Origin of the sequence: Streptomyces gilvosporeus (assembly GCF_002082195.1) — a bacterium.
GTDB classification, from domain to species: Bacteria; Actinomycetota; Actinomycetes; order Streptomycetales; family Streptomycetaceae; genus Streptomyces; species Streptomyces gilvosporeus.
In genome coordinates, this window is the sequence record NZ_CP020569.1 from 2514305 (window position 1) to 2528206 (window position 13902).

Genomic DNA, 13902 nt, shown 5'->3' on the forward strand with positions numbered 1-13902 from the left:
CCGGGCGTCGCGATGTGCGGGCCCGGCCCTCACGCATCGGGGCCGGGCCCGGCCTCGCGGCGTGCGGGTCCCGCCCCGCCTTGGGGGTGTGAGCCCCCGCCCTCACATCCCGAGCCGCCCCAGCGCCTTGCCCGCGTCCGCCCCGCAGCCGCCCTCGCCCGCAGCCGTCCAGGCCGCCGCGCACAGCGCCCGCAGCCCGTCCAGCGGATCGCCCTCGCCGTCCAGGACGAGCGCCTCACCGGCCGCCGCGGCCCGCCAGCCGCCGCAGGAGAAGCCGCCGTCCTCCTCGGTCACCGCGGGCTGCGGCCGCAGCATCCCCCGCAGATCGGCGTCCACATAGGTGGGCCGGTGCTGCGGCGGCGCGGCCAGCAGCGCGGCCGCGGTGGTGACCCCGGTGAGCACCAGCAGCGAGTCCACCCCGCCGTTGAAGGCGCCCTCGATGTCCGTATCCAGCCGGTCCCCGACCACCAGCGGCCGCTGCGCGCCGGTCCGCAGCACGGTCTCCCGGTGCATCGGCGGCAGCGGCTTGCCCGCCACCTGGGGCGCGCCGCCCGCGGCGATCCGTACGACCTCCACCAGCGCGCCGTTGCCGGGGGCGATCCCGCGCTCCTTGGGGATGGTCAGATCGGTGTTGGACGCGAACCACGGCACCCCGCGCTGCACCGCATACGCCGCCTCCGCGAGCCGCGCCCAGTCCAGGGAGGGGTCATAGCCCTGGACCACGGCCGCCGGATCGTCGTCCGCCGAGTCGACGGGCACCAGCCCGCGCTCGCGCAGCGCCACCCGCAGCCCCTCGCCCCCGATCGCCAGCACCCGCGCCCCGGACGGCACCTGCTCGGCGATCAGCCGCGCCACCGCCTGCGCCGAAGTGATCACGTCGTCCGGCCCGGTCGGCAGCCCGAAGCCGGTGAGCTGGGCGGCGACCGCCTGCGGGGTGCGGGCCGCGTTGTTGGTCACATACGCCAAATGCATCCCGCCGTCCCGCGCCGCCGTCAGCGACTCCACGGCGTGCGCGATGACCTGACCGCCGGCGTAGACGACCCCGTCCAGATCCAGCAGCGCGGTGTCGTACGCCTCGCTCAGCGGACGCCCGCATCCGTCGGGCCGCCTGCGCACCTGCTCGTTCATGCCGCTTCGCTCCTTGTCGCCGTGCGTCGTCCCCCCAGTGTCCGACGGGCCTCGTGCCGGCTGCGCCCCGGGGCCGCTTTTCCGGTCTCCCGACGGCCGGTTTGTCCAGCCGGCAAACCGGCCGATATTTCCGGCCACGTACCGGCTGTACCCCGATCTTCCCTCTGCGCGCAATCGGCATAGCATTCTTCAATGACCAGCGACGGCCTTCGCCTCCTCCCCTTCCGTGGACTGCGCTATGCCCCGGACCGGGTCAGCAGCCTGACCGCTGTCACCTCTCCGCCGTACGACGTCGTGGTCCGGCCGGACGGCGTGCGCGAGCTGGAGACCGCGGACCCGTACAACATCGTCCGGCTGATCCTGCCGCACTCCCCCGACCCCGCCACCCGCCACCGCCAGGCCGCCGACACCCTGCACCGCTGGCGCGCCGAGGGCATCCTGGCGCCGGACGAGCGGCCGGCGCTGTATGTGTACGAGCAGCGCAGCGGCGAGGTGTTGCAGCGCGGGCTGATCGGCGCGCTGCGCCTGGACGGGCCGGTGCTGCCGCACGAGGACGTCATCCCGGAGGTGGTCGAGGACCGGGCCGCGCTGATGCGCGCGGCGGCCGCCAATTTCGAGCCGTTGCTGCTCTCCTACCGCGGCCAGAGCACCGCCTCCGGCGCCACCGCCGTCATCGAGCGGACGGTGCGGGCGGCGCCGCTGCTCGCCACCACCACGGAGGACGGTTTCGCGCACCGGTTGTGGGCCGTCACCGACCCCGCCGACCTGGCCGCCATCGACGCCGACCTGGCCCGCCGGGAGGCCCTGATCGCCGACGGGCATCACCGCTGGGCGACGTATCAGCGGCTCTACGAGCAGCAGCCCGACGCGACGCCGGCGTCCCCGTGGGCGTCCGGTCTGGTGCTGCTGGTCGACACCGCCCGCTACCCCCTCCAGGTCCGGGCGATCCACCGCGTCCTGCCGCATCTGCCGCTTTCGAAGGCGCTGGCAGGCGTGGGCGGCGCCTTCCGCGTCCGTCGGCTGCCGGGCGATCTGTCCGCCGCCCTCAAGACCCTCGACGAGACGCACGGCACCGCCTTCGTCCTGGCCGGCGGCCCGGACGCCTTCCACCTCCTCGACCGCCCCGACCCCGCCCTGCTCGACCGTACGATCCGCTCCGACCGCCCCGAGGCATGGCGGCGGCTGGATGCCACGGTGCTGCACTCCGTCCTCCTGGACGAGGTCTGGGGCATCCCCGACCGGCCGTCGGACATCGGTTATCTGCACCACACCGAGGCCGCGGTCGCGCAGGCCGCCCGGCTCGGCGGCACCGCCGTCCTGATGCGCGCGACCTCCGAGGACACGGTCCGTCAACTCGCCCAGTGCGGTGTGACGATGCCGCGCAAGTCCACGTCCTTCGGCCCCAAGCCCGCGACCGGGCTGGTGATACGCACGCTGGACGACGGCGAGAACTGACCCCCTAGCCGATCGGCTCCCTTGACGGCACCCCACCCGCCGGCACCCCGAACCCGGGCACATGACTAGTTAGGTTAGGCTTACCTCACTACGTCGCCCGGGCGGGTCTGCCTGCCCCTGCGCACCCCTCCACCTGCGCAGGACGTGGTCAAGTCCGTTCCAGGGAGGACCCCTTCATGAGCCTCCTCGCGCCCTCCGCCGAGGATCCGTCGCCCGCCGGCATATCCCCCGCCGCATCCGACGACAGCACCGACCATCTGCTGACCAACGCCACCGCCGAACGCTACCGCGCCGCCGTCACCGAGGCCGTCTCCCGGGTCGGGGCCACCATCGCCGCCACCGACCGCCCGTTCACCGGCATCACCGTCGACGGCCTCGCGCCCACCGTGGCCGCCGTCGACCTGGACACCCCGCTGCACGACACCGCCGCCGCGCTCGACGAACTCCAGGAGGTCTACCTCCGCGACGCCGTCTACTTCCACCACCCGCGCTATCTCGCGCACCTCAACTGCCCGGTGGTGATCCCCGCGCTCGTGGGCGAGGCTGTGCTCTCCGCCCTCAACTCCTCACTGGACACCTGGGACCAGAGCGCCGGCGGCACCCTCATCGAACGCCGGCTGATCGACTGGACGGCCGCCCGCATCGGCCTCGGCGCAGCCGCCGACGGCATCTTCACCAGCGGCGGCAGCCAGTCCAACCTCCAGGCCATGCTGCTCGCCCGGGACGAAGCCTGCCGCCGCGAACTGGCCGGTGACGCCTCCCCGAAGGACGCCCGGCTCACCGACGTCCTGCCCCGGCTGCGCATCCTCACCTCCGAGTGCAGCCACTTCAGCATCCGCAAATCCGCGACCCTGCTCGGCATGGGCGCCGAGGCCGTCATCGCCGTACCGGCCGACGCGGACAAGCGGATGCGCACCGACGCCCTGGCCGACGAACTGGCGCGCTGCCGCCGCGAGGGCCTGATCCCGATGGCCGTCGTCGCCACCGCCGGCACCACCGACTTCGGCTCCCTCGACCCGATGCCCGAGATCGCCGACCTGTGCGCCCGATACGGCGCCTGGATGCATGTGGACGCCGCCTACGGCTGCGGCCTGCTGGTCTCCCGCCGCCGCGACCTCCTGGCCGGTATCGAACGCGCCGACTCGGTCACCGTCGACTACCACAAGTCCTTCTTCCAGCCGGTCAGTTCGAGCGCCGTCCTGGTCCGCGACCGGACCACGCTGCGCCATGTCACCTACCACGCGGACTACCTCAACCCCCGCCGGATGGCCGAGGCCCGCATTCCCAACCAGGTCGACAAATCGCTCCAGACCACCCGCCGCTTCGACGCCCTCAAACTCTGGCTCACCCTGCGCATCATGGGCGCCGGCGCGCTCGGCGAACTCTTCGACGAGGTCATCGACCGCGCCGCGGACGCCTGGAAGCTTCTGTACGACGACCCCCGCTTCGAGGTCGTCGTCGAGCCCCGACTCAGCACCCTGGTCTTCCGCTACGTCCCCGGCACCGACCCGGACCCCGACCTCAGCGACCAGGTCAACCTGCACGCCCGGGACGCCCTGTTCGCCTCCGGAGACGCCGTCGTCGCCGGCACCACCGTCGACGGCCGCCACTACCTCAAGTTCACCCTGCTCAACCCGAACACCACGCTCGACGACATCGCCACCGTCCTCGACCTGATCGCCGAGCACGCCGGCAGCTACCTCGCCGAGCGGCCCCGACCGGCCCTCAGCGCCCGCTGACCCCGCACCCCGAGCCGACCACCCCCCCCTCCGGAGACCCCGTGCCCACCCCGTCCACGTCCCCCACGCCCGATTCCTCCGCTTACGACCCCACCCCGTACGACTTCCTCGCCATCGGCCTGGGCCCCTTCAACCTGGGCCTGGCCTGCCTCACGGACCCCATCACCGAGCTCAACGGCCTGTTCCTCGACAACAAAGCGGCCTTCGACTGGCACCCGGGCATGATGCTCGACAGCACCCATCTCCAGGTCCCCTTCATGGCCGACCTGGTCACCCTCGCCGACCCCACCTCCCCCTTCTCGTTCCTCAACTACCTGAAGGAATCCGGGCGGCTGTACCCCTTCTACATCCGCGAGAGCTTCTATCCCCTGCGGGCCGAGTTCAACGACTACTGCCGCTGGGCCGCCGGAAAGCTCGACACCCTCCGCTTCCACCACCAGGTCACCACCGTCGAGTACGACGAGGCCGCCGAGCTGTACACCGTCCACGCCGACCACCTCCGCACCGGCGAACGGCTCACCTACCGCGCCCGCAGACTCGTCCTCGGCACCGGCACCCCGCCCCATATCCCCGACGCCTGCCGTGGCCTCGGCGGCGACGTCCTGCACAACTCCGACTACCTGGACGCCAAGGCCGCCCTCCAGGCCAAGGACTCGGTCACCATCGTCGGCAGCGGCCAGAGCGCGGCCGAGATCTACTACGACCTCCTCCAGGACATCGACAGCCACGGCTACCACCTGACCTGGGCCACCCGCTCCCCGCGCTTCTTCCCCCTCGAATACACCAAGCTCACGCTGGAGATGACCTCACCGGAGTACGTGGACTACTTCCACGCCCTCCCCGCGGCCACCCGCGACCACCTCAACGCCACCCAGAAGCACCTCTACAAGGGCATCGACTCCGAGCTGGTCAACGCCATCTTCGACCTGCTCTACCAAAAGAGCCTGGCCGGCCCCGTCCCCACCCGCCTGCTGACCAACGCGGCGCTCCACGACGCCCGTTACGAGGCGGCCACCGGCACCTACACCCTGGGGCTGCGCCAGGAGGAACAGGGCCAGGACTTCACCCTCACCACCCAGGGCCTGATCCTCGCCACCGGCTACCGCTACCGCGTACCGGACTTCCTGACCCCCGTACGCGACCGCATCGCCTGGGACGACTCCGGCCGCTACGACGTCGCCCGCAACTACAGCATCGACACCACCGGCCGCGGCATCTACGTCCAGAACGCCGAGCTGCACACCCACGGCTTCGTCACCCCCGACCTCGGCATGGCCGCGTACCGCAACTCCTGCCTCATCCGCGAGCTGCTCGGCCGCGAGTACTACCCGGTCGAAAAGGCCATCGCCTTCCAGGAGTTCGCCGCCCCGTCCGGTCCGGCCGCCCCGTACCACCCGCTGGAGACCTCCGCCGCATGAACACCACCGTCTTCACCCGCACCGACACCCTGGGCGAGTTCTCCCTCCGCCCCGTCGACCCGCCCGCCGACGCCCCCCTGCTCCACGCCTGGGTCACCCACCCCAAGGCCGTCTTCTGGCTGATGCAGGACTGCGACCTGCCCGCCGTCGAAAAGGAATTCACCCGGATCGACGCCGACCCCTTCCACGACGCCTTCCTGGGCCTGCACAACGGCACCCCCGCCTTCCTGATGGAGCGCTACGACCCCGCGCACCGCGAACTGGTCGGCGTCCACGCCGCCGAACCCGGCGACGTCGGCATGCACTTCCTCACCGCACCCACGGCCACCCCCCTGCACGGCTTCACCCGCGCCGTGATCACCACCGTCATGGAGGCGCTCTTCGCCGACCCGGCCACCCGCCGCATCGTCGTCGAGCCGGACGCCCGCAACACCGCCGTGCACGCCCTCAACAAGGCCGTCGGCTTCGAGGTCGTCCGCACCGTCTCCCTCCCCTCCAAAGACGCCCACCTCAGCACCTGCACCCGCGACCAGTTCCTGGCCACCCAAGGAGACCCCCGATGACCGCCGCCCCCCGGACCGCCGCCCAGGACGCCGTCGCCCACCTCACCCCCGACCTGTGGGCCCGCGCCAACCGCCTGCTGATCCGCAAGGCCCTCGCCGAATTCGCCCATGAACGCCTGCTCACCCCCAGGCGGCTGCCCGCCGACGGCCACTACGCCGTACGCAGCGACGACGACGGCACCGAATACCGCTTCGCCGCCCGCAGACGGGCCCTCGACCACTGGCAGGTCGACGCCGACAGCATCGCCCGCCACCGCGGCCGGGACGAACTGCCCCTGGACGCCCTGGAGTTCCACATCGAATTCCGCGACACCCTGGGCCTGAGCCCCGCGATCCTCCCGGTCTACCTGGAGGAGATCAGCTCCACCCTCTCCGGTACGGCGTACAAACTGGCCGGCGACCGCCCCACCGCCGCCGAACTCGCAAAGTCCGGCTTCCAGGCCATCGAGACCGGCATGACCGAGGGCCACCCCTGCTTCGTCGCCAACAACGGCCGCCTCGGCTTCGGCGTCCACGAGTACCACGCCTACGCCCCCGAGGCCGCCGCCCCCATCCGGCTGATCTGGCTCGCCGCCCGCCGCGACCGCGCCACCTTCACCGCCGGCGCCGGCCTCGACTACGACACCCTCATCCACAGCGAACTCGGCGAAACCACCCGCACCCGCTTCGCCACCGCCCTCACCGACCGCGGCCTCGACCCCGCCGACTACTACTTCTTCCCCGCCCACCCCTGGCAGTGGTGGAACAAGCTCTCCGTCACCTTCGCCGCCGAGATCGCCCAGCAGCACCTGGTCTGCCTGGGCCCCGGCGACGACGACTACCTCGCCCAGCAGTCCATCCGCACCTTCTTCAACACCACCAACCCCACCCACCACTACGTCAAAACGGCCCTCTCCGTCCTCAACATGGGCTTTATGCGCGGCCTCTCCGCCTCGTACATGGAAGCCACCCCGGCCATCAACGACTGGCTGGCCGGCCTGATCGCCGCCGACGACACCTTCGCCGCCGCCCGCTTCTCGATCATCCGCGAGCGCGCCGCCCTCGGCTACCACCACCGCCCGTACGAGGCCGCCACCGAAAAGGGCTCCCCGTACCGCAAGATGCTGGCGGCCCTCTGGCGGGAAAGCCCGGTCCCCACCCTGGAGCCCGGCCAGCGCCTGGCCACCATGGCCTCCCTCCTTCACACCGACCCCGACGGCTCCTCCCTCACCGCCGCCCTCATCGAACAGTCCGGCCTGGCCCCGGCGACCTGGCTGCGGCGCTACCTGGACGCCTACCTCACCCCGGTCCTGCACGCCTTCTACGCCTACGACCTGGTCTTCATGCCGCACGGCGAGAACGTCATCCTCGTCCTGGCGGAGGACGGCACCGTACAGCGCGCGATCTTCAAGGACATCGCCGAGGAAATCGCCGTCATGGACCCCGGCGCGGTGCTGCCCCCCGCCGTCGAACGCATCCGCGCCGACGTCCCCGAGGACAAAAAGCTCCTCTCCCTCTTCACCGACGTCTTCGACTGCTTCTTCCGCTTCCTGTCGGCCACCCTCGCCGACCTGGACGTGCTGACCGAGGACGACTTCTGGCGCACGGTCGCGGACTGCATCACCGACTACCAGGCGGCACACCCCCAGCTGTCCGCCAAGTTCGCCCAGTACGACCTCTTCACCGAGGAGTTCGCCCTCTCCTGCCTCAACCGCCTCCAGCTGCGCAACAACCAGGAGATGGTCGACCTCCAGGACCCGGCCGGCGCCCTCCAGCTCATCGGCACCCTCCGCAACCCCGTCGCCCCCTACGCCCCCTGACCTCCCCCAACGCCGAAGGGCGGGACCCCACCGGGGTCCCGCCCTTCGTTTCACCGCGCGCTACTCAGCCCTTGTCGGCCTCGGAGGAACCCTCGTCCTCACCGTCCACGCGCCGGTCGGCCGCGCCCGGCTCCTCCCCCGCTGTCTTCTCCGCGCCGTGCTCGCCGTCCTGAGCGTGCTCGCCGTCCTCGTCGGGCTCGCTGTCCTCAAGCACATCGGTGAACTGCACACCGTCCAGCTCCGCCAGCCGGTCCGACGCATCCGTCGCCCCGGCCTGATCGGCCTCCAGCGCCTTGGCGAACCAGTCACGCGCATCCTTCTCGCGCCCGACCTCCAGCAGCGCATCGGCGTACGCGTACCGCAGCCGCGCCGTCCACGGGTGCACGGCATTCGACGCCAGCTCGGGGCTCTGAAGCGTCACCACGGCCGCATCCGCCTGCCCCATGTCCCGACGCGCACCGGCCGCGACCAGCCGCATCTCGACCTGACCGGCCCGGTCCAGCCGCTGCACCTCGGGCTCGCCGGCCATGGCCAGCGCCTTCTCCGGCCGGCCCATCCCGCGCTCACAGTCCGCCATGACCGGCCACAGCTCGACGCTGCCGGTCATCCGCCGCGCCGCCCGGAACTCCGCCAGCGCCTCGCTGTACTTGCCGACCGCGTACGCCGCGAAGCCCGCGGCCTCCCGCACCGCGGCAACCCGCGACGCCAGCCGCAGCGCCACCCGCGAGTACCCGTACGCCTTCTCCGGGTCCTCGTCCAGCAGCTTGGCGACCATCACCAGGTTCCTGGCGACATCCTCGGCAAGCGTCTTCGGCAGGCTCAGCAGTTCCTGCCGCACATCCTTGTCGATCTCCTCACCGGTGACGTCCTCCGGAATCGGCAGCCGCTTGATCGGCTCCCGGTCCCGGTCACGGCGGTCGTCCCGCCGGTGGTCGTCCCGCCGGTCGTCACGCCCGCGCCCGCCACCGTACGGCCGACGCCCACCCCGCTCGTCATCCCGCCGGAAGCCGCCCCGGTCATCCCGCCGCGGCCCCCGGTCGTCCCTACGGAACCCGCCGCGCTCACCGCCACGGTCATCCCGCCGGAACCCACCGCGGTCATCCCGCCGCTCGCCCCCACGGAACCCGCCACGGTCCCCACCGGACGAACGGTCATCCCTACGGAATCCCCCGCGGTCACCACCGGACGGACGGTCATCACGCCGGAAACCGCCACGGTCATCCCGCCGCTCGTCGCGCCGGAACCCACCTCGCTCGCCGCCGCGGTCGTCACGCCGGAAGCCCCCACGGTCGTCACGCCGGTCGTCACGCCGGTCGTCCCTACGGAAACCGCCACGGTCGCCACCGGACGGACGGTCATCACGCCGGAACCCGCCACGGTCCCCACCGGACGGACGATCGTCGCGCCGGAAACCACCGCGGTCACCACCGGAGCTCCGGTCATCGCGCCGGAAACCGCCACGCTCATCCCGCCGCTCGTCGCGCCGGAAACCACCGCGGTCGCCACCCCGGTCATCACGCCGGAAACCCCCACGGTCATCGCGCCGCTCGTCCCGCCGGTCATCCCGACGGAACCCGCCCCGCTCACCACCGGACGGACGATCGTCCCGCCGGAAAGCCGGACGCTCCCCACCCCGATCATCGCGCCGGAATCCGCCACCGCGCTCATCGTCGCGACGCGGCCCACGCGGCCGATCATCGCGACGCTCGCCCCCACGGAACCCACCGCGGTCACCGGACGGACGGTCATCGCGCCGGAAACCACCGCGGTCATCACGCCGCTCGTCCCGCCGGAAGCCGCCCCGGTCACCACCAGACGGACGATCATCCCTACGGAAGCCGCCCCGGTCCCCACCGGACGGACGGTCATCACGCCGGAAACCACCGCGCTCGCCACCGCGGTTGTCACCACGGCTGTCGCGACGCGGCCCCCGGTCGTCACGCCGGAAACCACCGCGGTCGCCGCCGTCGCGCCGCTGCGGCCGGCGCTCCGAACGATCGTCGGAAGAGTTGGTGGACATCGACGTGACTCCTGTCTTCGGTACTGCATTCATTCTCACGCACCGACCAGTTCGGCGCGCTTCGGCAAACAAAAAAGGACCCTTGGTCCCAGCTGAACGCTGGGACCAAGGGTCCTTGAAAGATTGTTCGGCGGCGTCCTACTCTCCCACAGGGTCCCCCCTGCAGTACCATCGGCGCTGAAAGGCTTAGCTTCCGGGTTCGGAATGTAACCGGGCGTTTCCCTAACGCAATGACCACCGAAACCCTATCGGGTTCTAGCGAACAAGCACACTTTTTAGTTAAAAGGTGAAACTTGGTTCAACCAGCGATTGCGACTGTTCGCAACCCGGGAACCACACAGTGGACGCGAGCAACTGAGGACAAGCCCTCGGCCTATTAGTACCAGTCAACTCCACACCTTACGGCGCTTCCATATCTGGCCTATCAACCCAGTCGTCTACTGGGAGCCTTACCCCATCAAGTGGGAGGGAGCCCTCATCTCGAAGCAGGCTTCCCGCTTAGATGCTTTCAGCGGTTATCCTTTCCGAACGTAGCCAACCAGCCATGCCCTTGGCAGAACAACTGGCACACCAGAGGTTCGTCCGTCCCGGTCCTCTCGTACTAGGGACAGCCCTTCTCAAGACTCCTACGCGCACAGCGGATAGGGACCGAACTGTCTCACGACGTTCTAAACCCAGCTCGCGTACCGCTTTAATGGGCGAACAGCCCAACCCTTGGGACCGACTCCAGCCCCAGGATGCGACGAGCCGACATCGAGGTGCCAAACCATCCCGTCGATATGGACTCTTGGGGAAGATCAGCCTGTTATCCCCGGGGTACCTTTTATCCGTTGAGCGACGGCGCTTCCACAAGCCACCGCCGGATCACTAGTCCCTACTTTCGTACCTGCTCGACCCGTCAGTCTCACAGTCAAGCTCCCTTGTGCACTTACACTCAACACCTGATTGCCAACCAGGCTGAGGGAACCTTTGGGCGCCTCCGTTACCCTTTAGGAGGCAACCGCCCCAGTTAAACTACCCACCAGACACTGTCCCTGATCCGGATCACGGACCCAGGTTAGACATCCAGCACGACCAGAGTGGTATTTCAACAATGACTCCACACCAACTGGCGTTGATGCTTCACAGTCTCCCACCTATCCTACACAAGCCGAACCGAACACCAATATCAAGCTATAGTAAAGGTCCCGGGGTCTTTCCGTCCTGCTGCGCGAAACGAGCATCTTTACTCGTAATGCAATTTCACCGGGCCTATGGTTGAGACAGTCGAGAAGTCGTTACGCCATTCGTGCAGGTCGGAACTTACCCGACAAGGAATTTCGCTACCTTAGGATGGTTATAGTTACCACCGCCGTTTACTGGCGCTTAAGTTCTCAGCTTCGCCACACCGAAATGTGACTAACCGGTCCCCTTAACGTTCCAGCACCGGGCAGGCGTCAGTCCGTATACATCGCCTTACGGCTTCGCACGGACCTGTGTTTTTAGTAAACAGTCGCTTCTCGCTGGTCTCTGCGGCCACCACCAGCTCAGGATGCAAGACCCCTCACCAGCAATGGCCCCCCTTCTCCCGAAGTTACGGGGGCATTTTGCCGAGTTCCTTAACCATAGTTCACCCGAACGCCTCGGTATTCTCTACCTGACCACCTGAGTCGGTTTAGGGTACGGGCCGCCATGAAACTCGCTAGAGGCTTTTCTCGACAGCATAGGATCATCCACTTCACCACAATCGGCTCGGCATCAGGTCTCAGCCTTAACGTGTGACGGATTTGCCTACCACACGGCCTACACCCTTACCCCGGGACAACCACCGCCCGGGCTGGACTACCTTCCTGCGTCACCCCATCACTTACCTACTACCACCTTGGGTCAGCGGCTCCACCACTCCCCTCAACTCCGAAGAGATCAGGGCGGCTTCACGGCCTTAGCATTAATGGGCTCAGTATTGGGCGTTTCAAAGCGGGTACCGGAATATCAACCGGTTGTCCATCGACTACGCCTGTCGGCCTCGCCTTAGGTCCCGACTTACCCTGGGCAGATCAGCTTGACCCAGGAACCCTTAGTCAATCGGCGCAAGAGTTTCCCACTCTTGTATCGCTACTCATGCCTGCATTCTCACTCGTGAACCGTCCACAACTCGCTTCCACGGCTGCTTCACCCGGCACACGACGCTCCCCTACCCATCACGATCCCCGTTGGGGGTAATATCGCAATGACACGACTTCGGCGGTGTGCTTGAGCCCCGCTACATTGTCGGCGCGGAATCACTTGACCAGTGAGCTATTACGCACTCTTTCAAGGGTGGCTGCTTCTAAGCCAACCTCCTGGTTGTCTCTGCGACTCCACATCCTTTCCCACTTAGCACACGCTTAGGGGCCTTAGTCGATGCTCTGGGCTGTTTCCCTCTCGACCATGGAGCTTATCCCCCACAGTCTCACTGCCGCGCTCTCACTTACCGGCATTCGGAGTTTGGCTAAGGTCAGTAACCCGGTAGGGCCCATCGCCTATCCAGTGCTCTACCTCCGGCAAGAAACACACGACGCTGCACCTAAATGCATTTCGGGGAGAACCAGCTATCACGGAGTTTGATTGGCCTTTCACCCCTAACCACAGGTCATCCCCCAGGTTTTCAACCCTGGTGGGTTCGGTCCTCCACGAAGTCTTACCTCCGCTTCAACCTGCCCATGGCTAGATCACTCCGCTTCGGGTCTTGGGCACGCTACTCAACGCCCTCTTCGGACTCGCTTTCGCTACGGCTACCCCACACGGGTTAACCTCGCAACATACCGCAAACTCGCAGGCTCATTCTTCAAAAGGCACGCAGTCACGACGTTGAATCCGAAGATTCAACGCGACGCTCCCACGGCTTGTAGGCACACGGTTTCAGGTACTATTTCACTCCGCTCCCGCGGTACTTTTCACCATTCCCTCACGGTACTATCCGCTATCGGTCACCAGGGAATATTTAGGCTTAACGGGTGGTCCCGCCAGATTCACACGGGATTTCTCGGGCCCCGTGCTACTTGGGTGTCTCTTAAACGAGCCGCTGATGTTTCAGCTACGGGGGTCTTACCCTCTACGCCGGACCTTTCGCATGTCCTTCGCCTACATCAACGGTTTCTGACTCGTCCCACAGCCGGCAGACTGCAGAAAAGAGATCCCACAACCCCAACCACGCAACCCCTGCCGGGTATCACACGTGACTGGTTTGGCCTCATCCGGTTTCGCTCGCCACTACTCCCGGAATCACGGTTGTTTTCTCTTCCTGCGGGTACTGAGATGTTTCACTTCCCCGCGTTCCCTCCACACTGCCTATGTGTTCAGCAGCGGGTGACAGCCCATGACGACTGCCGGGTTTCCCCATTCGGACACCCCCGGATCAAAGCTCGGTTGACAGCTCCCCGGGGCCTATCGCGGCCTCCCACGTCCTTCATCGGTTCCTGGTGCCAAGGCATCCACCGTGCGCCCTTAAAAACTTGGCCACAGATGCTCGCGTCCACTGTGCAGTTCTCAAGCAACGACCAGCCACCCGTCACACCCTGCCGAAGCAGACTTTCACCGGGGCCGGCATCGCGAAGGTTCAGACCATACGGTCCGCACCCTCAGATACCCAACAGCGTGCCCGACCCACCAGATTGACCAACCGCGTTCCACGCCGAAGCAGTACTAACGATCAACAACCCAATGTGCCGAGTAGTCAACGTTCCACCCATGAGCTAACCACCGTCGAACATTCGCCGACGTAGTGGCTCTGGACAGCCTTACGGCCGCCTAGATGCTCCT

General features: G+C 67.8%; 7 protein-coding genes, 2 rRNA genes and 1 pseudogene. 5 read left to right on the forward strand and 5 right to left on the reverse strand.

Annotated elements, in window-relative coordinates:
- Positions 1 to 102: 102 nt before the first annotated feature.
- Complete coding sequence (locus tag B1H19_RS11005; protein ID WP_083104439.1) at positions 103 to 1128, reverse strand: HAD-IIA family hydrolase; 1026 nt, start codon at positions 1126 to 1128, stop codon at positions 103 to 105.
- 192 nt (positions 1129 to 1320) lie between these two features.
- Between B1H19_RS11005 and B1H19_RS11010 the strand changes: the two genes are divergently transcribed.
- The 5 genes from B1H19_RS11010 to B1H19_RS11030 all read left to right on the forward strand — a co-directional run bounded on the left by B1H19_RS11010 (position 1321) and on the right by B1H19_RS11030 (position 8102).
- Positions 1321 to 2583 (forward strand): DUF1015 family protein, encoded by a 1263-nt coding sequence (locus B1H19_RS11010; RefSeq protein ID WP_083104440.1) that lies wholly within the window; start codon positions 1321 to 1323, stop codon positions 2581 to 2583.
- A gap of 176 nt (positions 2584 to 2759) precedes the next feature.
- The gene (locus tag B1H19_RS11015; RefSeq protein WP_083104441.1) at positions 2760 to 4322 is read left to right on the forward strand and encodes a pyridoxal phosphate-dependent decarboxylase family protein; all 1563 of its coding nucleotides are present in this window, start codon (positions 2760 to 2762) and stop codon (positions 4320 to 4322) included.
- A gap of 41 nt (positions 4323 to 4363) precedes the next feature.
- A complete protein-coding gene (locus B1H19_RS11020; protein WP_083104442.1) occupies positions 4364 to 5740 on the forward strand; it encodes a lysine N(6)-hydroxylase/L-ornithine N(5)-oxygenase family protein in 1377 nt (458 codons plus the stop codon).
- Entirely contained in the window at positions 5737 to 6303 is a 567-nt protein-coding gene (locus B1H19_RS11025) for a GNAT family N-acetyltransferase (RefSeq protein WP_083104443.1), read from the forward strand. The genes B1H19_RS11020 and B1H19_RS11025 overlap by 4 nt, the downstream gene beginning before the upstream one ends.
- Complete coding sequence (locus B1H19_RS11030; protein ID WP_083104444.1) at positions 6300 to 8102, forward strand: IucA/IucC family protein; 1803 nt, start codon at positions 6300 to 6302, stop codon at positions 8100 to 8102. The genes B1H19_RS11025 and B1H19_RS11030 overlap by 4 nt, the downstream gene beginning before the upstream one ends.
- Positions 8103 to 8166: 64 nt before the next feature.
- On the opposite strand, the gene B1H19_RS39230 is transcribed toward B1H19_RS11030, so the two are convergent.
- From B1H19_RS39230 to B1H19_RS11045, 4 genes and pseudogenes are all read right to left on the reverse strand, one after another.
- Complete coding sequence (locus B1H19_RS39230) at positions 8167 to 8940, reverse strand: tetratricopeptide repeat protein (protein WP_237289802.1); 774 nt, start codon at positions 8938 to 8940, stop codon at positions 8167 to 8169.
- 99 nt (positions 8941 to 9039) lie between these two features.
- Positions 9040 to 9744 (reverse strand): annotated as a pseudogene (locus tag B1H19_RS40975) (hypothetical protein); the annotation flags it as partial.
- Positions 9745 to 10247: 503 nt separating this feature from the next.
- Positions 10248 to 10364, reverse strand: a 5S ribosomal RNA gene (gene rrf, locus B1H19_RS11040).
- Positions 10365 to 10478: 114 nt separating this feature from the next.
- Positions 10479 to 13601, reverse strand: a 23S ribosomal RNA gene (locus B1H19_RS11045).
- Positions 13602 to 13902 lie beyond the last annotated feature (301 nt).

What these genes read in the sequence shown, in the direction of transcription:
- B1H19_RS11030 (WP_083104444.1), top strand. Translation starts at nt 6,300, where the DNA reads ATGACCGCCGCCCCCCGGACCGCCGCCCAGGACGCCGTCGCCCACCTC.
- B1H19_RS11025 (WP_083104443.1), top strand. Translation starts at nt 5,737, where the DNA reads ATGAACACCACCGTCTTCACCCGCACCGACACCCTGGGCGAGTTCTCC.
- B1H19_RS11015 (WP_083104441.1), top strand. Translation starts at nt 2,760, where the DNA reads ATGAGCCTCCTCGCGCCCTCCGCCGAGGATCCGTCGCCCGCCGGCATA.
- B1H19_RS11010 (WP_083104440.1), top strand. Translation starts at nt 1,321, where the DNA reads ATGACCAGCGACGGCCTTCGCCTCCTCCCCTTCCGTGGACTGCGCTAT.
- B1H19_RS11005 (WP_083104439.1), bottom strand. Translation starts at nt 1,128, where the DNA reads ATGAACGAGCAGGTGCGCAGGCGGCCCGACGGATGCGGGCGTCCGCTG.